This window comes from uncultured Tateyamaria sp., from assembly GCF_947503465.1.
In the GTDB taxonomy this organism is placed as follows: domain Bacteria; phylum Pseudomonadota; class Alphaproteobacteria; order Rhodobacterales; family Rhodobacteraceae; genus Tateyamaria.
In genome coordinates this window covers 1,933,899-1,958,330 of the sequence record NZ_CANNDN010000001.1, presented here as the reverse complement: position 1 = coordinate 1,958,330, position 24,432 = coordinate 1,933,899, and the positions used below count along the sequence as shown (strand labels likewise).

Here is a 24,432-nt window from a genome sequence, read left to right as displayed (position 1 = left end):
CCACCAGACAATCGCTCTGACATTGCTGTTCCTCCGCTTCTAAACGTTAGAATAGAAGTCAGGTAATGTCAGCTTCGTCCGCACTCCGGACCTTACCCACCCTTTCTCGGATCGGTTAACTGCCCACCATCCCCACGATCTCATAGGTCCTTTTCAAGATCGGCGCGGTGATCTCGCGCGCCTGCTCGGCGCCGCGGGCGAGGATCCTGTCGATCTCGGTCACGTCATCCATCAGGCGCGCCATCTCGGCCGAGATGGGGGAGAGTTTGTCGACCGCCAGTTCCGCGAGTGCCGGTTTGAACGTGCCGAATTGCGCGCCGCCGTGATCAGCAAGCACCTGGTCCACGCTGATGTCCGCCAGCGCGGCGTAGATGTTGACGAGGTTGCGCGCTTCGGGGCGGTCTTCCAGCCCCTTGGCCTCGCTTGGCAGGGCGTCGGGGTCGGTCTTGGCCTTGCGGATCTTCCTGGCGATGGTGTCGGCATCGTCGGTCATGTTGATGCGGCTGGCGTCCGAGGGGTCGGATTTCGACATCTTTTTGGACCCGTCGCGCAGGGACATGACGCGTGTTGCCGCCCCTTCGATCACCGGTTCTGTAATCGGGAAAAAGTCGACGCCGTAGTCGTGGTTGAACTTGGTCGCGATGTCGCGCGTCAGTTCGAGGTGCTGTTTCTGGTCGTCACCCACGGGCACATGCGTGGCGTGGTAGATGAGGATGTCGGCCGCCATCAGCGCGGGGTAGGCAAAGAGACCCAGCGAAGACGCCTCGGCGTTTTTGCCGGCCTTGTCCTTGAATTGCGTCATGCGCTGCATCCAGCCCATGCGGGCCACGCAGTTGAAGATCCAGGCCAGTTGCGCGTGTTCGGGCACCTGGCTTTGGTTGATGAGGATCGATTTGTCAGGCGAGATGCCCGACGCGATGAACCCGGCCGCCAGTTCGCGCGTGTTGTGCCGCAGCGTGGCGGGGTCCAGGAACTTGGCGGTGATCGCGTGCAGGTCGACCATGCAATAGACCGTCTCGAACGCGGCGTCCTGCATGGACACAAAGCGTTTGATGGCCCCGAGGTAGTTGCCCAGCGTCAGCCCGCCCGATGGCTGGATGCCCGAGAACACGCGGGGTGTGAATTGGCTGTCTGACATGGGTAACCTCTGGGCAAATATGCCGGGTTGGCTTACCCATGGGGTCAACACGCGTCAAGCAGGCAGGCCCGATGTCCGAGCAGTATGATCCCAGTCCCGTGAACCCGTTGCCGCCCGCCGTTTGGCTGCTGTTTGCAGCCGTGGCACTGCCGGAATTGGCGTTCTCGCTGGGCGAGGCCAATCTGATCGGCGGACCGGGCGCGGTGGGCTGGCGGTTGCAGGCCCTGAATGATTACGCGTTTTCCGGTGAGGCGTTCGATTTCATGCTGGAAACGGGCCGATTGCTGCCCGAGCATGTGCTGCGTTTCGTGACCTATCCCTTTGTGCACGGCACCTTCACCTCGACCGTGTTTGCGGGCGTGATCCTGCTGGCCATGGGCAAGCTGGTGGGCGAGGTCATGGGCGGGTGGGCCGTGATCCTGATGTTTGTGCTGTGCGGCATCATTGGTGCGCTGGTCTTTGCCCTTGTGACGGATCAGGCGTGGCTGATCGGGGCCTATCCCAGCGTCTATGGCCTGATCGGGGTGTTCACGTTTCTGTACTGGCAGAAACAGGCCGCGACCGGAGGGCCGCAGGCCCAGGCCTTTACCCTGATCGGGGTGCTGATGGGCCTGCAGCTGCTGTTCGGGATGTTCTTTCAGGTTGGCTATGCCTGGGTGGCGGAATTGTCCGGCTTTTGCGCGGGGTTCGCCCTCACCGCGTTTGTCATGCCGGGCGGTTGGGTGCGGGTTCTGGCCGCCTTGCGCCGTCGCTAACCACGCCGCACCGCGCTTTTGATGTCCGACAGGCGCATGGCGCCGATGGCATGCGCAATGCCAAAGTAGCTGCCGGCCCCAAGGATGATCAGCCCCAGCAGGGCGATGTAGCGCACGCCCTCTGTCCCGAGCGCGGGTTTCAGAAGTGTCGCCACAATGCCGAGCGTCAGACCCATTGCCACGGATGCCGCAATGATCCGGGGCAGGCGGGTGCGGTACCGGTCGTCGGTACGCACCACGTCCCCCATGCCGCTTACCCCCCAATAGAGCAGGCCCAGCATGGCCCATCCGGCCACTGTCGTTGCGACGGCGGGCGCGATCCAGCCGATCACGGGCGACAGGCCAACCGCGATGGCGGCGTTGATGATCATGGCGATCAGCGCGTAGTGAAACGGCCGCCGTGTGTCGCCGCGTGCGAAGTATTGCGGTTGCAGCACCTTTTGCAGCACGAAGGCCGGCAGGCCTGCGCCGTAGATCGCGACCGCGACGGCGATGGCCGCAGCATCGTCTGCACCCGTGGCCCCGCGCTGGAACAGGACCGACACCAGAGGCAACGGGATGACCATCAACGCCACGGCGCTGGGTAGCGTGAGCGCCATGGAAAATTCGGTCGCGCGCGAATAGGCGGCGCGCGCGCCTTCCGTATCCCCGGCCTTCAACCGGCGCGACAGGTCAGGCAGAAGAACAATGCCCACCGCGATGCCCACGACGCCAAGCGGCAATTGGTACAGCCGGTCCGCAGCAAACAGCCAGCTGACCGCGTTGTCGTAGGTCGAGGCGACAAGCTGCCCTATGACCAGGTTGATCTGCATGACACCCGTGGCCAGCGCGGCGGGCACCGCTGTGCGGAGCATCTGGCGCATATCCGGGGTCCAGCGCGGCAGCGCGGGGCGCAGGGCAAACCCCGCCTGCGCCGCGGCCCCCCACGTCAGCCCAAGCTGCGCGACCCCGGCCAGCGGGATGGTCCAGATCAGCCATGTGATCGCCTCGCCCCTTGTGGCCCAGGCCAGGGCCATGGCGGCGACCACCATGACGTTCAGCAGGACAGGCGCGGCAGCTGCCGCCGCGAACCGGCCCGTGGCGTTCAAAACGCCAGAAAACAGGGCCGACAGCGACATGAAGAAGATATAGGGAAAGACGATCCGGCCAAAGCCCACGGCCAGGTCAAACCGTTCAGCCCCAAAGCCGCCCGCCGTGGCCCAGACCAGCCCAGGCATGAAGATCATGGCAAGCGCTGTCAGGATCAGGGTCACCAGCGCCAGACCGTTCAGCGCATCCTGCCCAAACCGCGCGGCGTCCTCTTTCCCCTCCAGCTTGGACGAGAACATCGGGACAAATGCGGCGTTGAACGCGCCCTCGGCAAAGAAGCGGCGGAACATGTTGGGCAGGCGGAACGCGGCGACAAAGGCATCCATCAGCGGGCCGGGACCGATCAGCGACAGGATCATTATCTCGCGCACGAAGCCCAAGATGCGGGAAAGCAGCGTCCAGACGCCCACGGTCAGGAAGCCGCTGATAAGGCGGACCGGTTTCATTGCAAATGGGGTAGCGGCTGGCCGCGCCGCGCGCAATGGGGCTATGTTGGTGTTGGCTTGGCAGGCGCGGATTGGAGCGACACAGTACTATGGCATCGACGGGACGCAGGAAGCAGGCATCTAAGATCGATAGGTGTCTGCTATGAGCCCGGAGTGGCGGATGCTGCTCTGCACCCTAATGTCCGCTCTTCTGCGTGCGGTCAAAAATGCACGCTAAAATAGACACAGTTCTACTGCGCTTTGATATCAAAAGGTTTTATTGGTCATCAATGGCTTTAAGTCAAAGAAGGTAACCAGAGTATTTGCGTTCAACAGATTTTAGACGTGCGCGTCAGCAGCGAGTGATGCTTGGTGAGATGGTTCACGTATAGACAAATTCAGGCACGCGCACTTTAAATGATAACCTGGACTGTTAGCTCCGCTTCGCTCGCCTAGCCAAACGAGGTCGGGTTGCTGGGTGCGTGTAGAGAATGCGGAAATTGCCACTACGAAGTTCTCCACACTTCATTTTCATGTTGTAGCCAGCCTGAGCTGCAACATCTGTGACATGAACGCAAAACTCTCGTCCGTCTTGTTCAATCCAGAACAAAACATCTCCTACGTAAGAGGAATAATTATTTAGATCAAAAAAAAGGTTTGCCCCTCCAAACAAAGGATCGGGCAGAGTGTTTTTAAGAACTATATCAATCTTTGTTTCATCAAAGGATTCTTGTGCTGTAGCAGTTGGTCCCACTAATGCCATGCTGATCAAAAGAAGGATTTTTTTCATCAGTAGCTCCCATGCTCGACTCAAACAACAAAAATTAAGACAGAATCCGTTTGCTGTCGGCACCTGTCCTGGTTTTCTCCCCATATTCCTAGGCAACTGAGAAACCCAAACTTCAGCGGAGACCGCTACACGTTACACACTGTAACGTCGATGTCTCTCAAAAACTGACATTGGCCTAGTTGTAATAAAAGGCAGTTTTGTCCGCACACCAGCCATCCCCAAGACACAGGCGAAACGCTTCCTGCATTTCCAAGCCACTTCTGACCAAAACCTGTTACTGCGTGGACGGGCCGACACTTTATGCTGCGTCTGCGCACGACCACGCCCTGAATCATTTGCTTTCCACCCGTTTGGCGCATATCAAAGCGCTTTGAATGTTAGGGCTAACACTCCTTGGACAAGGGATTTCAAGATGGCAGATGGACAAGATTGGTGGCGCGGGTCGGTGACTTATCAGATCTACCCCCGGTCCTTTATGGATGCGGATGGCGATGGCATTGGTGACATCAAGGGCATCATCGACCGTCTGGATCATGTGGCGTCCCTGGGTGTCGATGCCATCTGGCTGAGCCCGGTGTTCCCGTCGCCCATGGCCGATATGGGCTATGACGTATCGGAGTATTGCGACATCGACCCGACTTTTGGCAGCTTGGCCGAATTCGATGCGATGGTGGAGAAGGCCCATGATCTGGGTCTGAAGGTCATTATCGATCAGGTGCTTAGCCACGCATCGGACCAGCACGCCCTGTTTGAAAAGAGCCGTCAGAGCCGGGACAACCCCCATGCCGACTGGTTTGTCTGGGCCAATCCCAGGCCTGATGGCACGCCGCCGAACAACTGGCTTTCGATCTTTGGTGGTCCGGCCTGGACCTGGGATGCGCGCCGCCGCCAATACTACATGCACAACTTCCTGAAAGAGCAGCCGGACTGGAATTTCCACAATCCTGATGTGCAGACCTATCTGCTGGACTGCGTGCGCTTCTGGCTGGACCGGGGTGTGGATGGCTTTCGGCTCGACACCGTGAACTTCTATGTCCACGATCACCTGCTGCGCGACAATGCCGCCAACCCGTCCGATTGGGCGCAGGATGCCGTCCGCCCGTTCGAGATGCAGTACACGCTGTTTTCCAAGAACCGGCCCGAGAACATCGCGTTCCTGGAGAAGCTGCGCGCGCTGCTGGATGAATATGACAACCGGACCATGGTGGGTGAGGTCGGGGACAGTCATCATTCCATCGAGATCATGGGCGAGTACACCTCCGGTCAGCGCCTGCACATGGCCTACAGCTTTGAAATGCTGGGGCCGGATTTCTCGCCCAAACACTTCCGCGAGCGGATCGAGGCGTTCTTTCGCGACGCGCCCGCAGGCTGGCCGTGCTGGGCCTTTTCCAACCACGATGTGCCCCGCCATGTGGGTCGCTGGTTGGAGCACGGGGCGGATCAGGATGCGCTGGCCAAGCAAGCGGCCGCGATGCTGTTGGCGTTTGAGGGGTCCGTCTGTCTCTACCAGGGGGAAGAGTTGGGGCAAGTCGACACCGAACTGCGGTTCGACGAATTGACCGATCCCGAAGGCATCAACTTCTGGCCCGAGAAAAAGGGCCGCGATGGGTGCCGCACCCCGATGGTGTGGGAGGCCGGATCGGCCAATGGCGGGTTTTCAAAAGCCAACCGCACCTGGCTGCCTGTCAAGGCGCCACAGCAAGCACGTGCGGTGTCCGAACAGGGCGACAACAGCGTTCTGGCGTTCTACCGCGAGATGCTGGCCCTGCGGCGTGGCTCGGATGCATTGCGCCGTGGCAAAACTGAATTTCTTGATCTGCCGGAACCCGTGCTAGGGTTCACGCGTGGAGATAACATGATGTGCATCTACAACCTGTCCCCCAATCCCGTGGCCGTTGACCTGCCGGGGATGGTGACGCCCGCGCTGTCGCAAGCGGCAGACATGAATGGGGGCCGGGTGACCTTGGGCGGCAGCGGGTTTCTGATCGGACAGTTGGCCTGATGAACGCGGCGGATACCACGGCCTTGCCGCCACATATGACCGGCGCGGACGTGGCCGCGCTGCTTGAGGCGCGCCATGACCGGCCATTTGATGTGCTGGGCGTGCACAAGACGGGCCGTGCCGCGTGGTGCGTGGCCCTGGTGCCGGATGCGGTGCAGGTCGTGGCGACTGTGGGACGCAAGACAGTCGTTCTGGACCGCATCGAAGGGCCGCTGTTTGCTGCGAAAGTTCCCAATTCGAAATTCACGCATACGCTGACGGCCACGTTTTCGGACGGCACCGAATGGTCCTTCGACGATCCCTATCGTTTCGGGCCTGTTCTGACCGATCTGGACCAGTACCTGATCGCCGAGGGCACCCACAGGCAGTTGTGGCAGGCGCTGGGCGCGCATGTGACCTGCGTCGATGGCGTGGCCGGGACGCATTTTGCGGTGTGGGCCCCCAATGCGGCGCGGGTATCCGTTGTCGGAGACTTCAACGTCTGGGACGGCCGCCGTCATCCGATGCGCCGGGTGGGATCAACAGGGGTATGGGAGATTTTCCTGCCCGGGATCGCGGATGGGGACCTTTACAAATATGAGATCGCGCCGCGCCACGGCGCGCCGTTCCTGAAAGCGGACCCCATGGGGCTTGGGTCGCAGCATCCGCCCGAGACGTCTTCGGTCGTGCGCGACATCACGGGCTATGGCTGGGATGACGCGGACTGGATGGCGTCGCGAGCCGCCCTGCAAAGCCGGGACAAACCCATTTCCGTCTACGAAGTGCACCTGGGGTCGTGGCGGCATACGCCGGACGGGCGGCGGCTGAGCTACAAGGAACTGGCGACCGAGCTTGTGGATTATGCCGTCTGGATGGGCTTCACCCATCTGGAATTCCTGCCGATCAGCGAGTTTCCCTTTGACGGGTCGTGGGGCTATCAGCCCTTGGGCCTTTATGCGCCCACCATCCGGTTCGGTCCGCCGCATGAATTCCGCGATCTGGTGGAAGCGGCGCACAAGGCGGGGTTGGGCGTGATCCTGGACTGGGTGCCCGGGCACTTCCCGTCGGATGCCCATGGGCTGGCGCAGTTCGATGGCACGCATCTGTATGAACACGCCGATCCGCGCGAGGGGTTTCATCAGGACTGGAACACGCTGATCTACAACTATGGCCGGAACGAGGTGCGCAATCACCTGACGGCAAATGCCCTTTACTGGTTCAAGGAATATCACATCGACGGGCTGCGCGTGGATGCGGTCGCATCGATGCTGTACCGCGATTATTCGCGTGATGGCGACGCGTGGATACCGAACAGGGATGGCGGGCGCGAGAATTACGAGGCCATTGATTTTCTGAAGGAAATGAACACCGTTGCCTACGGTGAGGTCGAGGGCATCATGACCGTGGCCGAGGAAAGCACGGCCTTTCCCGGCGTGTCGTCGCCCGTGGACGCGGGTGGCCTTGGCTTTGGCTACAAGTGGAACATGGGCTGGATGAACGACACCCTGCGCTACATCGAAAAGGACCCCATTCACCGCAAATACGATCACCACCTGATGACCTTCCCGATTGACTATTCCTTCTCGGAAAACTTCATCCTGCCGATCAGCCATGACGAGGTGGTGCACGGCAAGGGGTCGATGATCGACAAGATGCCGGGGAATGAGTGGGAAAAGTTTGCCAACCTGCGCGCCTACTACGGGTTCATGTGGGGGCACCCCGGCAAGAAGCTGCTGTTCATGGGCTGCGAGTTTGGTCAATGGTCCGAATGGAACCACGACGTGCCCCTGGATTGGGATGCGCTGCACGGGGACCAGCAAAAGGGTGTGCAGACGCTGGTGCGTGATCTGAACCAACTTTATCGCGCAACGCCTGCGCTCCATCGGCGCGATTGCGATCCGTCGGGCTTTCGCTGGATCGCAAATGACCCTGATCAGTCACTGACCGCCTTCGCCCGTTTCGGCGAAGAGGGCAATGCACCCGTGATCGTGGTCTGCAACTTTACCCCTGTGATGCGTCAATGGCGCATCGGTGTGCCGGTTCCGGGCCTTTGGGAGGAGGTCCTGAATTCGGACGCGGCCGTTTATGGCGGTGGCGATCGGGGCAACGGGGGAGACGTCCAAAGCCACAGCGGCGACTGGGACGACCTGCCCAACCACGTGGATATTGTCGTGCCGCCATTGGCGACGGTGATGTTCCGACTGAAACTTTAGGGAGGAAACGATATGGCGGACACCACACGGTTGGCGCAACGGTCCATGGCATTTGTGCTGGCGGGCGGGCGCGGGTCGCGGCTGAAGGAACTGACGGACCGGCGTGTAAAGCCCGCCGTGTTCTTTGGCGGCAAGACGCGGATTGTCGATTTCGCCCTGTCCAACGCGGTCAATTCCGGCATTCGGCGCATGGCTGTGGCCACGCAGTACAAGGCGCATTCCCTGATCCGCCACTGCCAACGCGGCTGGAACTTTTTCCGGGCGGAGCGGAATGAATTTCTGGATATCCTGCCTGCCTCGCAGCGTGTGTCCGAGGAGATGTGGTATCGTGGAACCGCCGATGCGGTTACGCAAAATATTGATATCGTTGACAGTTACGGCGTCGAATACATCGTGATCCTTGCGGGCGACCACATCTACAAGATGGATTACGAGGTCATGCTGCGCCAGCATGTCGAACAGGGCGCGGATGTGACCGTGGGGTGTCTGACCGTACCACGCGCGGAGGCGTCAGCCTTTGGTGTCATGGCCGTAGATACCAACAGCCGCATCACGTCGTTCCTGGAAAAACCCGCCGATCCGCCCGGCACGCCCGAGGATGACACCAAGGCGCTGGCGTCGATGGGCATCTATGTCTTCAGCTGGAAATTCCTGCGCGAACTGCTGGTGAAGGATGCCGAGGATCCCAATTCGAGCCACGATTTCGGTCACGACCTGATCCCCGAGATCGTCAAGAACGGCAAGGCCGTCGCCCACCGGTTCGACGACAGTTGTGTCCGGGCCGATGGCGCGCCCAGCTATTGGCGCGACGTGGGCACGATCGATGCCTTTTGGGAGGCGAATATCGACCTCACCGACTTTACCCCCGAACTGGACCTTTGGGACCAAAGCTGGCCAATCTGGACCTATTCGGAAAGCGTGCCGCCCGCCAAATTCATCCATGACGAAAAGGACCGGCGCGGCGTCGCCATTTCGTCCATGGTGTCGGGCGGGTGCATCATCTCGGGGACCGAGGTGCGCAATTCACTGCTGTTCACGGACGTGCACACCAATTCCTATGCGGTGCTGGATCATTCCGTGGTGCTGCCCAATGTGACCATTCACCGGTCAGCCCGGTTGCGCAAATGCGTGATCGACCGGGGGGTAGAGATACCAACCGGCCTTGTTGTCGGTGAGGATCCGACCGAAGACGCCAAGTTCTTCCGTGTGTCGGAAAAGGGTACGACCCTGATCACCAAACCGATGGTGGAGGCGTGGAAGGCCGCCCAATGACACGTGTTCTGTCCGTAGCCTCGGAATGTGCGCCGCTTGTGAAAACCGGCGGTCTGGCGGATGTGGCGGGCGCATTGCCTGCCGCTCTGGCGCCCCTGGGGGTCGAGATGCGGACGCTGTTGCCCGGGTATCCGGCGGTGATGTCCGCGCTGGAGGCGGAGCAGGTGGTCGCGTCATTTGACTGTTTCGGCGGTGCGGCACGGGTGGTGTCCGGTAGGGCGGTAGACCTTGATCTGTTGGTTCTGGACGCGCCACATCTGTTTGACCGGGATGCTGGTATATATCTGAATGCAGATGGCGTGGACTGGCCCGACAACCCCGAACGCTTTGCCGCGTTGTGCCGGGTTGCCGCGGATATTGCTGCCGGTGCTGTGGGCGATTGGCGTCCTGACCTTGTGCATTGCCATGACTGGCAGGCCGGGTTGGTGCCTTACTACCTCAGGCGCGACGCGGTACCGGTGCCAAGCCTGTTGACCATTCACAATATCGCCTTTCAGGGGCTGGTGCCCATGGACCGGGCCAAGGCCCTGGGGATCGCCCAAGCTGATCTGACACGCGAAGGGGTCGAATATTGGGGACAGATTTCGGCGCTGAAGGCCGGGTTGATCTATGCCGATCACCTGACAACCGTGTCACCGACCTATGCCCGCGAGCTGATGACGCCGGATTTCGGCATGGGCCTTGACGGTGTACTGCGTGCCCGGCGCGCCGATCTGTCGGGTATCCTGAACGGTATCGATCTGGACGTGTGGTCGCCATCGGTGGACAGCCACATCCGATCCTACAAGACCCCGCGCGGAAAAGTGGCGAACAAGGCCGCCCTGCGCGAGGAATTCGGCCTGCCGTCTGCTGACGGGCCGCTCTGCGTGGTGGTATCCCGGCTGACATCGCAAAAAGGTCTTGATCTGCTTCTGGAGGCGTTGCCTGCGCTGCTGGATCGGGGCGGGCAACTGGCGCTGCTTGGGTCCGGCGACCCGGGGTTGGAGGCTGCATTTGCCGACTATGACCATCCACATGTGGCCGCGCGCATCGGGTATGACGAGGCGCTGTCACACCGCATGATGGCGGGCGGGGATGCGATCCTGGTGCCGTCTCGGTTTGAACCGTGCGGGCTCACGCAGCTTTACGGGCTGCAATACGGCACATTGCCGGTGGTTGCCCTGACAGGGGGGCTGGCCGACACGGTGGTGCCCGCGACCCCCGCGACACTGGCCAAGGAGGTTGCCACGGGCCTGCAATTTCACCCCATCACCGCCGATGCGCTCTCAAATGCGCTGACACAGCTGTGCGATCTTTTCGAGCGTCCCAAGATGTGGTCAAAGATGCAGCGAAACGCCATGGCGCATCCGGTTGGATGGGCACCATCGGCGGCGGCCTATGCTGCGCTGTACTCGGACCTGAAGGCTTCTGGATGACACCATTCCAACTGACTGCGGGCAGGCCGCATCCCCTGGGCGCGACGTTCGATGGCGAGGGCGTGAACTTTGCCGTGTTCTCGCAACATGCGACACGGGTGGTCCTGTGCCTGTGCGACGACCAGGGGCGCGAGGTGTACCTTGTCGACCTGGCCGAGCGGGAAGGGCACATCTGGCACGGCTATATCGCCGGGCTGCGGCCCGGGCAGCAATATGGCTACCGGGTGCATGGGCCATATGCCCCGGCCGCAGGGCACCGGTTCAATCCCTACAAGCTGCTCATGGACCCCTACGCCAAGCGCCTGTCAGGACAGGTGGAATGGCACGACGCGCTGTACGGCTACGAGATCGGGCACAAGGACAAGGACCTGAGTGTCGACACCCGCGACAGCGCCCCATACATGCCCCGGTCCGTCGTGGTGGACCCTGCCTTTACCTGGGGCCGGGCCGAGCGGGTGGGCCTGGACACGCCGTGGTCTGACACGATCCTGTACGAGGCACATGTCAAAGGGTTGACGGCGCAGCGCAAGGACGTGCCGCATGCGGGCAAGTTCCTTGGGCTGGCGTCCGATCAGATGCTGGAGCATCTGACGAACCTCGGTGTGACCGCCATCGAATTGCTGCCGGCACAAGCCGCCGTGGACGACCGGTTTCTGGTCGACAAGGGGCTTAGCAACTACTGGGGCTACATGACCTACGGGTTCTTTGCACCTGACCCCAAATACCTGAGCAATCATGACATTTCCGAATTCCAGCAGATGGTGGCCCGGTTCCACGCTGCCGGGATCGAGGTGATCATGGACGTGGTCTATAACCACACCGCCGAGGGCGACCAACGCGGGCCGACCTTGTGTTTTCGCGGGTTTGACAACGCCAGCTACTACCGTCTGGCGGATGATCCGCGCTATTACGTGGATGATACGGGCTGCGGCAACACGCTGGATCTGGACCATCCGTTCGTGTTGCGCATGGTGATGGACAGCTTGCGCTACTGGGTCGAAATCATGCACGTGGATGGCTTCCGGTTCGATCTGGCCTCAAGCCTCGCGCGTACGTCGGGTGGCTTTGACCGCGACGGGCCGTTCTGCCGCGCGATCCGACAGGATCCGGTGCTGAACAAGGTCAAGATGATTGCCGAGCCATGGGACGTTGGCCCGGGCGGCTATCAGCTGGGCGCGTTCCCGTCGCCTTTCACCGAATGGAACGACAAGTACCGCGACAACGTGCGCAAGTTCTGGCGCGGCGATGCCTGCATCACCCGCAAGCTGGCGGGTCATGTGACCGGCAGCGCCTTGCGCTTTGATCATGACGGGCGGCCTGCGACGTCTTCGATCAACCTGATCACCGCCCATGACGGATTCACGTTGATGGACACCGTCAGCTACAACCAAAAGCACAACGCCGCCAATGGCGAAGGCAACCGTGACGGGCATGACCACAATTGCTCTGACAATTGCGGGGTCGAGGGGCCCACAAATGATCCAGAGATCGTGGCACTGCGCGCGCAACGACGCCGCAACATGCTGGCGACGCTGATGCTTAGCCAAGGGACGCCCATGATCCTGGCAGGTGACGAATTGGGCAACAGCCAGCAGGGAAACAACAACGCCTATTGCCAGGACAACGAGATTGGGTGGGTCAACTGGGACGAGGCGGACCCGGATTTCCTTGCCTTTTGCAGCCACATCATCGCCTTCCGCAAATCCAGCCCCATCCTGCGCCAAAAGCGGTTCCTGCATGCGGGCAAGCGGGCGGTTGATGGCAAGCCGGACGTGTTCTGGCGCAAGGCAGACGGCACAGCCATGTCGGAAGAGGATTGGGGCAATCCCGAACTGAAATTCCTTGGCGTCGAGATGCGCATGGCGCGCGGCACACCCGCCTACGAGCCGCGCCTTGGCGCCATCTATATCCTGTTCAACGCAGGGGCCAAGACCGGCGCGACACTTCCCGAAACCCTGCCGGGCCATCGCTGGCAACGGGTCATCGACACCTCGGGCCAGCCAGCCGAGGCGGCGAAGACAGGCGAAGTGTCCGTTGCACCCAACAGCGTTGTCGCCCTTGAGCTCTGCCCGATTGGCGGCACGTCCAAGAGTGGACAGGCCGCGCAAGACAGAAAGGTCAACGCATGACAGTTCAGACCGTCGCAACCACACCGATCAGCGGGCAGAAGCCCGGAACAAGCGGACTGCGCAAGAAGACGGCGGTCTTCATGCAACCGGGGTACCTTGAGAACTATACCCAATCCATCTTTGACGGGATCGGCGGTGTTGCGGGCAAGACCCTGATCGTCGGGGGTGACGGGCGTTACTTCAATGACGTGGCCATCGGGACCATCCTGCGCATGGCGGCAGCAAACGGTGCGGCCAAGTGCATCGTGGGGCAGGGTGGGTTGTTGTCCACGCCGGCCGCCTCGCACCTGATCCGCAAACGCGGTGCGGACGGCGGCCTGATTCTGTCGGCCAGCCACAATCCCGGCGGCCCGAACGCGGATTTCGGTCTGAAATATAACGGTCCGAACGGGGGCCCCGCCACCGAAGGAGTGACGGAAAAGATCTTTGCCCGGACACTTGAGATTGACGCGTACCGCATTCTGGACGGTGGGGATGTCGATCTGGATGCGCTGGGCACCAGCAGCCTTGGCGACATGCAGGTCGAGATTGTGGACCCTGTTGCCGATTATGCCGAATTGATGGGCACCCTCTTTGATTTCGACGCCATTGCGGCCCTGTTCAAGGGCGGGTTCCGCATGGCCTTTGACGCGATGCATGCGGTCACCGGACCTTATGCAATTGCGATCCTTGAGGACCGGTTGGGCGCACCTGCAGGCACCGTCATGAATGGGATCCCCAGTCCCGATTTCGGCGGGGGGCACCCCGACCCGAACCCGGTCTGGGCCAAGGCATTGATGGATGTGATGTATGCCGATGACGCGCCCGATTTCGGCGCCGCGTCGGATGGCGACGGCGACCGCAACATGATTGTGGGTGCGCAGTGCTACGTCAGCCCGTCTGACAGTCTGGCCCTTCTGGCTGACAAGGCCGAACTGGCCCCCGGTTATGCCAGTGGCTTGGCCGGTGTGGCGCGGTCCATGCCCACATCCGCCGCCGCCGACCGCGTGGCGGACGCCAAGGGCATGGCGCATTTCGAAACACCCACGGGCTGGAAGTTCTTTGGCAACCTGCTTGACGCCGGCAAGGTCACGCTGTGCGGCGAGGAAAGCGCGGGCACCGGGTCGAACCATGTGCGGGAAAAGGATGGGCTTTGGGCGGTTCTGCTGTGGCTGAACATCCTGGCCGCCACGGGCAAATCCGTGTCCGACCTGATGGCGGATCACTGGGCGCGTTATGGCCGCAACTACTATTCCCGGCACGATTACGAGGCCGTGGATGCAACGGCGGCCAACGATCTGATGGACCACCTGCGCGGGCGGCTGGACGATCTGCCGGGGCAAACCGCCGGGAGTATGATCGTATCTGCGGCGGACGAGTTTTCCTATGACGATCCGGTGGATGGCGCGACGTCGTCGGGACAGGGTATTCGCATCTATTTCGAAGGGGGCGGGCGCGCCGTTTTCCGCCTGTCGGGGACTGGCACCGATGGGGCGACGCTGCGTGTGTATCTTGAACAGCTGGAAACCGACCCCGCCGCGCTGCACCGCGACCCGCAAGACGCGCTGTCGGGCATTATCGCGGCCGCCAGTTCGCTGGCCGAGATCAAGGTGCGCACCGGTCGCAATGGCCCGGACGTCATCACCTGATCACCGCGCGGCGCGTTCGACCCCTTCGGTGATCGCGTCGCGCAGGCGCTTTTCCAGCGTCTTCTGCTTGGCGTCGGAATAGTATTTCAACCCGAACATGTCCTTCACATAGAACGTGTCCACCACCTGTTCGCCATAGGTCGCGATGACCGCATTCGCGATATAGACGTTCGAGGCCGCCAGCGTGCGCGTCAGATCGTGCAACAGCCCGGGGCGGTCGCGCGTGTCCACTTCGATGATGGTGTAGATGTCTGACCCGTCATTATCGAAGGTGATGTGCGTGGGCACCTTGAACGCCTTTTCGCGCTTCTTGACCTTGTCGCGGTCCTTCATGGCGTCGCGGGTCACCACCTCGCCCGCCAGCGTGCGTTCGATCATCTTGCGCAGGCGCGGCAGGCGCGCGGCGTCATAGGGGTTGCCGTCGGCGTCCTGGATCCAGAACGCATCCGTCACGAATCCGTCCGAGGTGGTGTAGCTGCGCGCATCCACGACGTTCGCCCCCACAAGGGCCAACGCCCCGGTCAGCCGGGCGAAGATGCCCGGGTGATCCGGCATGACGAAACAGGCGCGGGTCGCGTCGCGGTCTTCGTCCGGGTGCAGGTCCACCGCGATCTCGTTCTCGCCGATGTCGCGCAACAGGCGGGCAAAGACGACATGGGCGGTGACATGCAGGCCCTGCCAATAGGGATCGTAGTGCCGCGCCGTTTCGGCCTGAAGCTCCTTGCGCGGCCAGTCGGCCAGTTCGGCCCGCAGCGCCTTTTTCGCTTCGGTGCCGCGATTGTCGCGGTTCAGCGCCTCCATCCCGTCTTCAAGCGCACGGCGGGTCTGGCGGTACAGGGCGCGGATCAGCACGGCCTTCCAGTTGTTCCAGACATTTGGACCAACGCCGCGAATGTCGCACACCGTCAGCACACAAAGCAGATCCAGCCGCTTCACAGTCTGCACCGCCTTGGCAAAGTCCCGCACGGTGCGCGGATCGGCGATGTCGCGTTTCTGGGCCATATCGGACATCAGCAGGTGATAGCGCACCAACCATTCGACCGTGTCGACCTCGTCCTGTTTCAGACCCAGCCGGGGGGCCACCTTGCGCACGATCTGCGCGCCCAGGATGGAATGATCTTCGGGTCGCCCCTTGCCGATGTCGTGCAACAGCAGCGCCACGTACAGCACCTTGCGGTTCACCCCTTCCCTGAGGATCGAAGAGGCGACAGGCAGGTCTTCTTCCAGTTCATCGCGCTCGATCATGGCCAGTTGGGCCACGCATTGGATGATGTGTTCGTCCACCGTGTAGGAGTGGTACATGTTGAACTGCATCATCGCGACGATGGGCTCAAACTCGGGGATGAAGGCCGACAGGACCCCCAATTCATTCATCCGCCGCAAGGCCCGTTCGGGGTTGCCGTGTTTCAACAGCAGGTCAAGAAAGATGCGTTGCGCCTCGGGCGTGGTGCGCATGTCATCGTCGATCAGATGCAGGTTCGACTTGATCGTGCGCATGGCATCCGGGTGGATCAGCATGCCGGTGCGCAGTGCTTCCTCGAAAATGCACAGCAGGTTCAGCTTGTCGGACAAAAAGGCGGTCTCGTCCGCGATGGCAAGGCGGTTGTGGATCACCTCGTACCCCGCGCGCGTGCGGGGTTTGCGTTTGAACAACCGTTCCAACAGGGGTTCGGCCTTGAGGTGGACAGCTTCAAGCTTGGTCAAGAAGATACGGGTCAGATCGCCCACGGCAGTGGCATGCAGGAAATAGTCCTGCATGAACTGTTCCACCCCACGGCGCCCGGCCTGATCTTCATAGCCCATGTCCTCGGCCACGGCGACCTGCATGTCAAAGGTCAGCTGATCCGTGGCCCGGCCCGTAATCAGATGCATATGACAGCGCGTGGCCCACAGGAAATCCTCGGCCGCGACGAAATTGTCAAACTCGTCCTCGGTAAACAGGCCCAAGGGGACCAGTTCGGCGGCGTCCTGGACTTTGTGAATATACTTGCCGATCCAGAACAGCGATTGCAGATCGCGCAAGCCGCCCTTGCCCTCCTTGACGTTGGGTTCAACCACATAGCGTTGGCCCTGTCGCACATGGCGGGCGTCACGTTCGGCCAGCTTGGCCTCGATGAACTCGCGTTCCGTGCCCTGGAACAGGTCGCTGCGCAACTTGCTGTCCAACTCGGCGGCCAGGGGGGCGTCACCGAACAGGAACCTATGCTCGAGCATCGCGGTGCGAATGGTGAAGTCTTCGGCCCCAAGGCGCAGGCAGTCGCGCACGGTACGGCTGGAATGACCGACCTTCAGCTTCAGGTCCCACAGGATATAGAGGGTTGTTTCGATCACGCTCTCGGCCCAGGGGGTGATCTTGTAGGGGGTCAGAAACAACAGGTCCACGTCGGAAAACGGGGCCATTTCGCCCCGGCCATACCCGCCCACGGCCAGCACGGCCAGCCGCTCGCTGCGGGTCGGTGTCGGGTTTGGATGCATCAGGGTCTGCGCCGTATGCAGCGCAGCATGCACCAGGCAATCCGTCAGATACGCATAGGCCTGCGTCGTGGCCCGCGAGGCGAAAGGGGACGCGCGAAAGGCGGAGGCAATCGTGTCGCGGCCTGCTTTCTGTGCGGCCTTGAGGTGGCTGACAACGGCGGCACGATCCGGGCGGGTCCTCATCAACAGGTCAAATGCACCGCTGTCGAAAATCTCGGCAGCGGTGCAGATCAGATGCTGGTCAGGCGTACGGGGCGCCTGCAGGGCGGTGTCGCTCAAATCGGTCTCCGTTTGGGCATCCTCAGAAGCCCGCGCCCCCGAAGGCCCGCGGAGCCGGGTCAATCACGATGACCTGGTTGTCGCGCACCGTGGCCACGGCCAGACCGCGTTCGTTGGTGCCGTCAGGGCGCAGACGAAAGATGCCCGATGCACCCTGAAATCCCGATCCCTGCGTCAACGCAGACCCGGTCAAGGCCCCCGCATTGCCTTGGGCAACCAGGGCGCCGATGGCGGCGATACCGTCAAAGGCAAGGCCCGCCAGCGGGTGCGGGGCGCTGCCATAGGCTGCCTGGTATTGCGATCTGAAGGCCCCCGCACGGTTCGGGTCAGGCAGCGCGAACCACCCTCCCTGCACGCCCGGCAACTCAAGCGTTTGGGGGGGGATGTCCCAACGTGTGATGCCCACGAACTGGGTCGTGGCCGGGGTGACGCCTGCTTCGGGCAAGAGCTGTGACAACAGCGGCAGACCGGCCGAAGTGGTCGCGGTCATGAACACCGCGTTGGCGGCGGCACCATCTACGGCGGCCTTGACGCGCGGGACGGCGGACACAACGCCCTGTTGGGACAGCGGATAGTCAACGGTTCCGACCAGCGTGGCTCCGCTGCGCGAAATGGCCTGTTGGATGGCATTGCGGCCCAACTGGCCCGCGACGTCCTGTGCATGTACCACCACGACCCGGTCCTTGCCCTGGCTCGCGGCGTAACTGACCAGCCGGTTGGCCGTGTTGGCAAAGGTTGATCCAAGGACAAAGACGTTGCCGCCCGCGATGGTCGTGTTGTTGGAGAAGGCCAGCACATTCACGTTTTGCGGGGCCACGGCGACACCTGCGGCATTGGCGGCCTCGGCATAGAGCGGACCAACGATGATCTGCGCGCCGTCATTCACGGCCTGCGCGGCCTGACTTGCCGCTGTTTGGGCGTTGCCCGCGGTGCCATAGACGCGCAGGTCGATTTGCACACCATTCAGATCACGCATCGCCAGCCGGGCCGCGTTTTCCAGGTTGTTGGCCAGCAGCTCGTCACTGGGTTGGCCCGAGCCACGCGGAACAAGCAGGGCCACGGGCACCGGCTTGGCCGTATCGATGCGGGGACCACCACCACCGCCTGCAACACCGCCCAGGCCTCCGAGGGCCGCGGGGTCGCATGCGGCCAAGGCCAGGGCTGCAACAGGCAACACCGCCCGCCGCGCTGCCTTGCGCAGCCTATTGAAAAACGCAAACATGAACTGTCACTCCCAACATTGCAGGGCATGACATTGGCCTGCCCGGTCATTTCGGGCGGATAATAGACGTAAGGTTAGGCGGGTCCAGCTTTGAATCATGTCAAAATTCCCCTTGCACCGGGGGTGTGGTTCGTTGGGGTGCCCATTGGCACCGCCCGTGACATCACCTTGCGGGCGCTGGATGTGTTGGCGTCGGCAGATGTGCTGGTGGCCGAGGATACGCGCAGCCTGCGCAAGCTGATGGACATCCACGCGGTGCCGCTGAACGGGCGCCGCATCGAAGCGCTGCATGAGCATTCCAAGGGCAGTCAGGTGGCCCGGCTGGTGGCACAGGCCGTGGAAAAAAGCGTGGCCTACGCGTCTGAAGCAGGCATGCCGCTGATCGCTGATCCGGGATTCGAGTTGGGGCGGGCGGCGCGCGCAGCGGGCGTTCCGGTGACATGCGCGCCGGGTCCTTCGGCGGTTTTGACGGCGCTGGTGGTCGGGGGATTGCCGACGGATGCCTTCCATTTTGGCGGCTTCCTGCCAGCGACACGCAGCGCGCGGACAAAGGCGCTGCAGGGGTTGGGCGGTCTGGCAGCCACGCTGGTTCTGTACGAATCGCCCAAGCGGCTCGGGGCTCTCTTGGCGGATGCGGCGGCTGTCCTCGGGACTGACCGCGCCGCGACCGTGTGCCGCGAGCTGACCAAACGGTTCGAAGAAGTGCGGTCGGGCCCACTGGGAGAACTGGCGGATCACTACGCAGACCAACGGGTCAAGGGAGAGATCGTCGTTCTGATCGGCCGGGCCGACAAGTCGGCCGTTAACGAAAAAGACATTGATCAGGCGCTAAGCTCGGCCCTGACTGATATGTCGGTCAAGGATGCGGCGTCTTTCGTGGCGGAAAGCCTGAATGTGCCACGGCGGCGTGTCTATCAGCGGGCGCTTGAACTGGCCCGCGACATGTAAACACAAGGCAGGGGATCGCCATGGCGCGCCACGAACGCGGTTTTGACTCCGCACAACCGGTCGGGACACGCGTCGCACGCGGTCACACTGCCTATCATGCCGGCCTTGCAGCCGAAGATATCGTTGCGCGCGCCTATGTGGCCGCAGGCTATCGCCTTGTCGCGGACCGCTGGCGCGGTCGGCGCGGTGAAATCGACCTGATCTTTTCGACCGCCGTCGGCGTTGTGATGGTCGAGGTCAAAGCCAGCAAAAGCTTTGCATCGGCCGCCGCACATCTGACCCCGGCCCAGATCACGCGGTTATACGCGACTGCCGAAGAATATCTGGCAACCACGCCCAATGGGGCGCTGACAGATGTCCGTTTCGATGTCGCGCTCGTTGATCAAACGGGCGCACTGGACATTCTGGAAAACGCCTTCGCCGCCTGACCCCAGGGGCCGCGCACCCTGTTCTGCGCACCTGCACATCGCCTTGCCATTGCGTGACCGCGCCCGCTGCGCCATCTAGGGCGCACAGACTTGCGGAGTTGCGCCATGAAGATTGCCTTTCAGATGGACCCGATCGGGGCCGTGGACATCAATGCGGACAGCAGTTTCCGCCTTGCCGAAGAGGCGCAGGCACGGGGCCATTCCCTGTTTTTCTACTCGCCCGATCAACTGGCCTATCAAGAGGGACGGATCACCGCGCGCGGCCACGACTTCACGGTCCAGCGTGTGCAAGGCGACCATGCGCATCTGGGGCCCTTTACAGAGGTCGATCTGGCAGAGTTCGACGTGATCTGGCTGCGCCAGGACCCGCCGTTCGACATGCACTACATCACCTCGACCCACCTGCTCGATCGTCTGAAGGGGCAGGCGCTGGTGGTCAATGACCCCTTTTGGGTCCGCAACTATCCCGAAAAATTGCTGGTCCTCGATTTCCCGGACCTCACCCCGCCCACGACCATCGCCCGCGACCTGGACACGATCAAGGCGTTCAAGGCCAGGCATGGCGATGTCATCCTGAAGCCGCTTTATGGCAATGGCGGCGCCGGTGTGTTCCGCCTGGACGCCAATGACCGCAACCTCACCTCGCTGCACGAGCTGTTTACCGGGTTCAGCCGCGAGCCACTGATTGTGCAGAAATTCCTGCCCGACGTGTCAAATGGCGACAAACGCGTCATCCTGGTGGACGGTGAGGCGGTCGGCGCAATCAACCGCGTTCCGGCCGAAGGCGAGACGCGGTCCAACATGCATGTCGGCGGGCGCCCGGAAAAGATCGGCCTGTCGGATCGCGACCTTGAGATTTGCACCGCCATCGGACCGCTTTTGAAGGAAAAGGGCCAGGTTTTTGTCGGTATCGACGTGATCGGCGACTACCTGACCGAAATCAATGTGACCTCGCCCACCGGCATTCAGGAACTCGAGCGCTTTGACGGGGTCAACATTGCCGAAAAGATCTGGCAGGCGATCGAGGCCAAGATCGCTTGAGCCTGCTGCGCCCCCTTCTAAACCAGTACCTGCGTCTGACGGAAAAGCCGCATCTTCGCCGCGCCGCCAGCCCGGAGGTTTTGCGCCGCAGCTTTGAAACCAAGGCGCGCCTCTTTTTTCACGCGCCCTGGTCCATGCAGCTGACCTGGGACAGGCTGGCCGATGCAGAGGCGTTGTGGGCCACGCCGCGCCGCCAGCCAAGCGACCTGACGATCCTCTATTTCCACGGCGGTGGCTACGTGTTCGGCTCACCGCGCACCCATGGCGCGATGCTCGCGGCCCTGGCGCGGCACGCCGGGGCCCAGGCCGTTCTGCCGCGCTATCCTTTGGCCCCCGAACATCCGTTTCCCGCGGCCCTGCATCATGCGCGCGCCGCATATGACGCCTGCCGCGCCAGGGACGGGGCCCTTGTCATCGGTGGCGACAGCGCGGGCGGGGGGCTGGCCCTGTCGCTGCTTGCCACGCTGCTGGCCGACGGGGCGCCTTTGCCTTGCGCTGTCTTTGCCCTGTCCCCGCTGACCGATCTGACCTTCTCGGGGGCCAGCATCCGCGACAATGCACAATCCGAGGTCGAACTGCCGGTCGAGCGGGTCGATGACATGGCAAACATGTATCTTGGCGGTGCGGCCCGGGATGACCCACGCGCCAGCCCGCTTTTTGCCGATTTCACCGGCGCGCCACCGGTCTGGATCACGGCCGGCGATACCGAGCTTTTGGTGGACGACAGCCGCCGCATGGCCGCGCGGTTGCAGGGCCAGGGCGTCGACACGACCTATGTGGAAGAGCGTGACCTGCCCCATGTCTGGCCCATCTTCCAAAACACGCTGCCCGAGGCGCGCGCGACGCTGTCCGCACTGGCCACATGGATCAGGGCTCAGACAGGGGCCAGGGCACCCACACGGTAGCTGACCGCTTCGGCCACATGCGGTTTGCGGACCGCATCCGACCCATCAAGGTCGGCAATGGTCCGCGCCACCCGCAGAACGCGGTGATAGCCGCGCGCCGACAGCCCGAACCGGTCGGCCACCTTGGTCAGCAGGTCGCGACCTTCGGCGTCTGGGGCGGCAAATGTATCAAGGGCTGCGCCGGACAGATCCGCATTGCTTCGCATCCCGGTTCCCTCCAGCCGCCCGGCCTGCACCTTGCGCGCCGCGTCCACGCGCGCCGCGACCGTGGCCGAACTGTCGCCTGTCGCAGGCAGGTCAAGGTCCGTATAGGTCACCGGCGGCACATCCACGCGCAGATCAAAGCGGTCCATAAGCGGGCCCGAAATGCGGCCCATGTAGTCGTCTCCGCAGGCCGGGGCGCGTCCGCAGGCCCGGCTTGGATCAGACAGGTAGCCGCATTTGCAAGGGTTTGCGGCGGCGACCAGCATGAACCGGCAGGGGTACTTCACGTGGTTGTTGGCGCGCGCCACCATCACTTCGCCCGTCTCGATCGGTTGGCGCAGCGTTTCCAGGACCGTGCGTGGAAATTCGGGAAACTCGTCCATGAACAAAACGCCGTTATGGGCCAATGACACCTCTCCGGGCTTTGCACCGCGCCCGCCGCCGATGATGGCAGCCATGGACGCCGTGTGATGCGGTTCGCGAAACGGGCGATCCATCGAAATCCCGCCTGCATCCAGCAGTCCGGCCAACGAGTGGATCATCGACGTCTCAAGGGCCTCCATCGCCGACAGCGGCGGCAGGATGCCCGGCAGACGTGCGGCCAGCATGGACTTGCCCGATCCGGGCGTGCCCACCATCAGTAAATGATGTCGACCGGCGGCGGCCACTTCCATCGCCCGCTTGGCCCGTTCCTGTCCTTTGACATCACGCAGATCGGGCAGGCCGGTGCCACTGGCGATCTGTCCCGCCTTGGCGGGCTCCAGCGGCACCTGCCCGGTGTAATGTCGCACCACGTCACCCAGGGACGCGGCCGCAATGACCCGGGTGGCATCGACCCAGGCCGCCTCGGCCCCTGATCCGGCCGGGCACAGCAATCCGCGATCCTGTTCGGCGGCGGCCATTGCCGCAGGCAGCGCGCCAAGGACAGGGACAAGCGTGCCGTCAAGGGACAACTCCCCCAGGGCCACGGTGCCTTCCACCGTGTCTTCGGGCAGGATGCCAAGGGCGGCCAGAAGGGCCAGGGCGATGGGCAGGTCGAAATGCGACCCTTCCTTGGGCAGGTCCGCGGGCGACAGGTTGATCGTGATCCGCTTGGACGGCAGCGCGATGGACATCGCGGTCAGCGCCGCGCGCACCCGGTCGCGCGCCTCGGATACGGCCTTGTCCGGCAGTCCCACGATGGAAAAGGCAGGCAACCCCGGCGTCATGGCGCATTGCACCTCGACCTCGCGCGCATCGACGCCCTGAAATGCCACCGTATAGGCCCGTGCGACCATATCACCACCTCTTCCAAGATGGTTAATGGCTAGCGCCGCACGGTTTACGATTGGTTAACGGGCCTTGGGGGTGCACTGCCGCGTCTTGTGTTTCTTGGACGAGTGGCGTCTGAAGGCGCCGCTAGGCAGGCCACGGCCGCGTGTTCAATCCCATGTCATAGGGGAACGGATCATAGGTGATCTTTTGCCCTTCGGCGCGCCAGGTCTGAAATGCGACGTCCTGAATCGTGGTCCGGCAATAGGTGCGGGCCATGTCGGACACTGGCAGATCGTACCCGATCATCCGCGCGCAGACCGGGGCATAGAACGCGTCCGCCAAGGAATAGGCGCCAAACAGCCATGGGCCATCGGTCCGGAACCCGGCCGCATGGGTCCAGAGCGTTTCGATACGGTCCAGATCGGCCCGCACGTCATCCGTCACCTCGAACCCTTCGTTCACATGTTGCAACTGCATCGGGCAGGCGCCGCGCAGCGCGGTGAACCCGGCCACCATTTCGGCGCACAGCCACCGGGCCGTGGCGCGGGCGGCGGGGTCAGCGGGCCACATCCCTGCTTTCGGGTTCTGCTCGGCCAGCGTTTCCGCCATGGCAAGGCTTTCGCCCACCACGGTGCCATCGGGCAATTGCAAGGCGGGCACCAGCCTCGCAGGGGCCAGCGGCGTCATGTCGTCCGCCATGGTCCCGGAATACAGCCCAATCATATGGTTGCGAAAAGGCAGGCCGAACTTCTCAAGCATCAGCCAGCCACGAAGCGACCAGCTCGAGAAGGTGCGGTCGCCGATATAGAGGTCATAGGTCATGGCCCGCAGGCTAGGCGCT

Annotated in this window: 18 protein-coding genes; 11 read left to right on the top strand and 7 right to left on the bottom strand. The window is 62.5% G+C overall.

Annotation, left to right across the window (positions count from 1 at the left end; translation table 11 throughout):
- Positions 1-115: 115 nt before the first annotated feature.
- The gene (gene trpS / locus Q0844_RS09805; RefSeq protein WP_299044327.1) at positions 116-1,138 is read right to left on the bottom strand and encodes a tryptophan--tRNA ligase; all 1,023 of its coding nucleotides are present in this window, start codon (positions 1,136-1,138) and stop codon (positions 116-118) included.
- 71 nt (positions 1,139-1,209) lie between these two features.
- Here trpS and Q0844_RS09800 point away from each other — a divergent pair, with 71 nt between their 5' ends.
- Positions 1,210-1,893, top strand: coding sequence for a rhomboid family intramembrane serine protease (locus tag Q0844_RS09800; protein WP_299044325.1), 684 nt, complete (start codon positions 1,210-1,212; stop codon positions 1,891-1,893).
- Here the strand turns inward: Q0844_RS09800 and murJ are convergent.
- Together murJ and Q0844_RS09790 are read right to left on the bottom strand one after the other, a co-directional pair.
- Positions 1,890-3,428 (bottom strand): murein biosynthesis integral membrane protein MurJ, encoded by a 1,539-nt coding sequence (murJ, locus tag Q0844_RS09795; RefSeq protein ID WP_299044323.1) that lies wholly within the window; start codon positions 3,426-3,428, stop codon positions 1,890-1,892. The two genes, Q0844_RS09800 and murJ, sit on opposite strands and share 4 nt — an antisense overlap.
- 412 nt (positions 3,429-3,840) lie before the next feature.
- A complete protein-coding gene (locus tag Q0844_RS09790) occupies positions 3,841-4,197 on the bottom strand; it encodes a hypothetical protein (RefSeq protein ID WP_299044321.1) in 357 nt (118 codons plus the stop codon).
- Positions 4,198-4,609: 412 nt separating this feature from the next.
- Here Q0844_RS09790 and Q0844_RS09785 point away from each other — a divergent pair, with 412 nt between their 5' ends.
- The 6 genes from Q0844_RS09785 to Q0844_RS09760 are packed head-to-tail and all read left to right on the top strand — an operon-like array spanning position 4,610 to position 14,835.
- Positions 4,610-6,199, top strand: a complete 1,590-nt coding sequence (locus Q0844_RS09785) for an alpha-glucosidase (protein WP_299044319.1) — start codon at positions 4,610-4,612, stop codon at positions 6,197-6,199.
- A 35-nt stretch (positions 6,200-6,234) separates the two neighbouring features.
- Positions 6,235-8,391: a 1,4-alpha-glucan branching protein GlgB gene (gene glgB, locus Q0844_RS09780; protein WP_299044318.1), complete on the top strand. Its 2,157-nt coding sequence runs from the start codon at positions 6,235-6,237 to the stop codon at positions 8,389-8,391.
- Between the two features lie 12 nt (positions 8,392-8,403).
- Entirely contained in the window at positions 8,404-9,663 is a 1,260-nt protein-coding gene (glgC, locus tag Q0844_RS09775) for a glucose-1-phosphate adenylyltransferase (protein WP_299044316.1), read from the top strand.
- A complete protein-coding gene (gene glgA, locus Q0844_RS09770) occupies positions 9,660-11,078 on the top strand; it encodes a glycogen synthase GlgA (RefSeq protein WP_299044314.1) in 1,419 nt (472 codons plus the stop codon). Before glgC ends, glgA begins: the two co-directional genes overlap by 4 nt.
- Positions 11,075-13,207, top strand: coding sequence for a glycogen debranching protein GlgX (gene glgX / locus Q0844_RS09765; protein ID WP_299044312.1), 2,133 nt, complete (start codon positions 11,075-11,077; stop codon positions 13,205-13,207). The genes glgA and glgX overlap by 4 nt, the downstream gene beginning before the upstream one ends.
- A complete protein-coding gene (locus Q0844_RS09760) occupies positions 13,204-14,835 on the top strand; it encodes an alpha-D-glucose phosphate-specific phosphoglucomutase (protein WP_299044310.1) in 1,632 nt (543 codons plus the stop codon). Before glgX ends, Q0844_RS09760 begins: the two co-directional genes overlap by 4 nt.
- On the opposite strand, the gene Q0844_RS09755 is transcribed toward Q0844_RS09760, so the two are convergent.
- Together Q0844_RS09755 and Q0844_RS09750 are read right to left on the bottom strand one after the other, a co-directional pair.
- Positions 14,836-17,493 carry a [protein-PII] uridylyltransferase gene (locus Q0844_RS09755; RefSeq protein ID WP_299045272.1) on the bottom strand — a complete coding sequence of 886 codons (2,658 nt, stop codon included), beginning with the start codon at positions 17,491-17,493 and terminating at the stop codon, positions 14,836-14,838.
- A gap of 118 nt (positions 17,494-17,611) precedes the next feature.
- Positions 17,612-18,811, bottom strand: coding sequence for a penicillin-binding protein activator (locus Q0844_RS09750; RefSeq protein WP_299044308.1), 1,200 nt, complete (start codon positions 18,809-18,811; stop codon positions 17,612-17,614).
- A 90-nt stretch (positions 18,812-18,901) separates the two neighbouring features.
- On the opposite strand from Q0844_RS09750, the gene rsmI reads away from it, so the two are divergent.
- The 4 genes from rsmI to Q0844_RS09730 all read left to right on the top strand — a co-directional run bounded on the left by rsmI (position 18,902) and on the right by Q0844_RS09730 (position 22,133).
- Complete coding sequence (rsmI, locus tag Q0844_RS09745; protein WP_299044307.1) at positions 18,902-19,759, top strand: 16S rRNA (cytidine(1402)-2'-O)-methyltransferase; 858 nt, start codon at positions 18,902-18,904, stop codon at positions 19,757-19,759.
- A gap of 20 nt (positions 19,760-19,779) precedes the next feature.
- Positions 19,780-20,187: a YraN family protein gene (locus Q0844_RS09740; protein WP_299044305.1), complete on the top strand. Its 408-nt coding sequence runs from the start codon at positions 19,780-19,782 to the stop codon at positions 20,185-20,187.
- Positions 20,188-20,292: 105 nt separating this feature from the next.
- Positions 20,293-21,228 (top strand): glutathione synthase, encoded by a 936-nt coding sequence (gshB, locus tag Q0844_RS09735; protein ID WP_299044304.1) that lies wholly within the window; start codon positions 20,293-20,295, stop codon positions 21,226-21,228.
- Positions 21,225-22,133, top strand: a complete 909-nt coding sequence (locus Q0844_RS09730) for an alpha/beta hydrolase (protein ID WP_299044302.1) — start codon at positions 21,225-21,227, stop codon at positions 22,131-22,133. Before gshB ends, Q0844_RS09730 begins: the two co-directional genes overlap by 4 nt.
- Here Q0844_RS09730 and Q0844_RS09725 read toward each other — a convergent pair.
- Positions 22,103-23,614 (bottom strand): YifB family Mg chelatase-like AAA ATPase, encoded by a 1,512-nt coding sequence (locus Q0844_RS09725; RefSeq protein WP_299044300.1) that lies wholly within the window; start codon positions 23,612-23,614, stop codon positions 22,103-22,105. The genes Q0844_RS09730 and Q0844_RS09725 overlap by 31 nt on opposite strands.
- 121 nt (positions 23,615-23,735) lie before the next feature.
- Positions 23,736-24,413 carry a glutathione S-transferase gene (locus Q0844_RS09720; protein ID WP_299044298.1) on the bottom strand — a complete coding sequence of 226 codons (678 nt, stop codon included), beginning with the start codon at positions 24,411-24,413 and terminating at the stop codon, positions 23,736-23,738.
- Between the last annotated feature and the right edge of the window lie 19 nt (positions 24,414-24,432).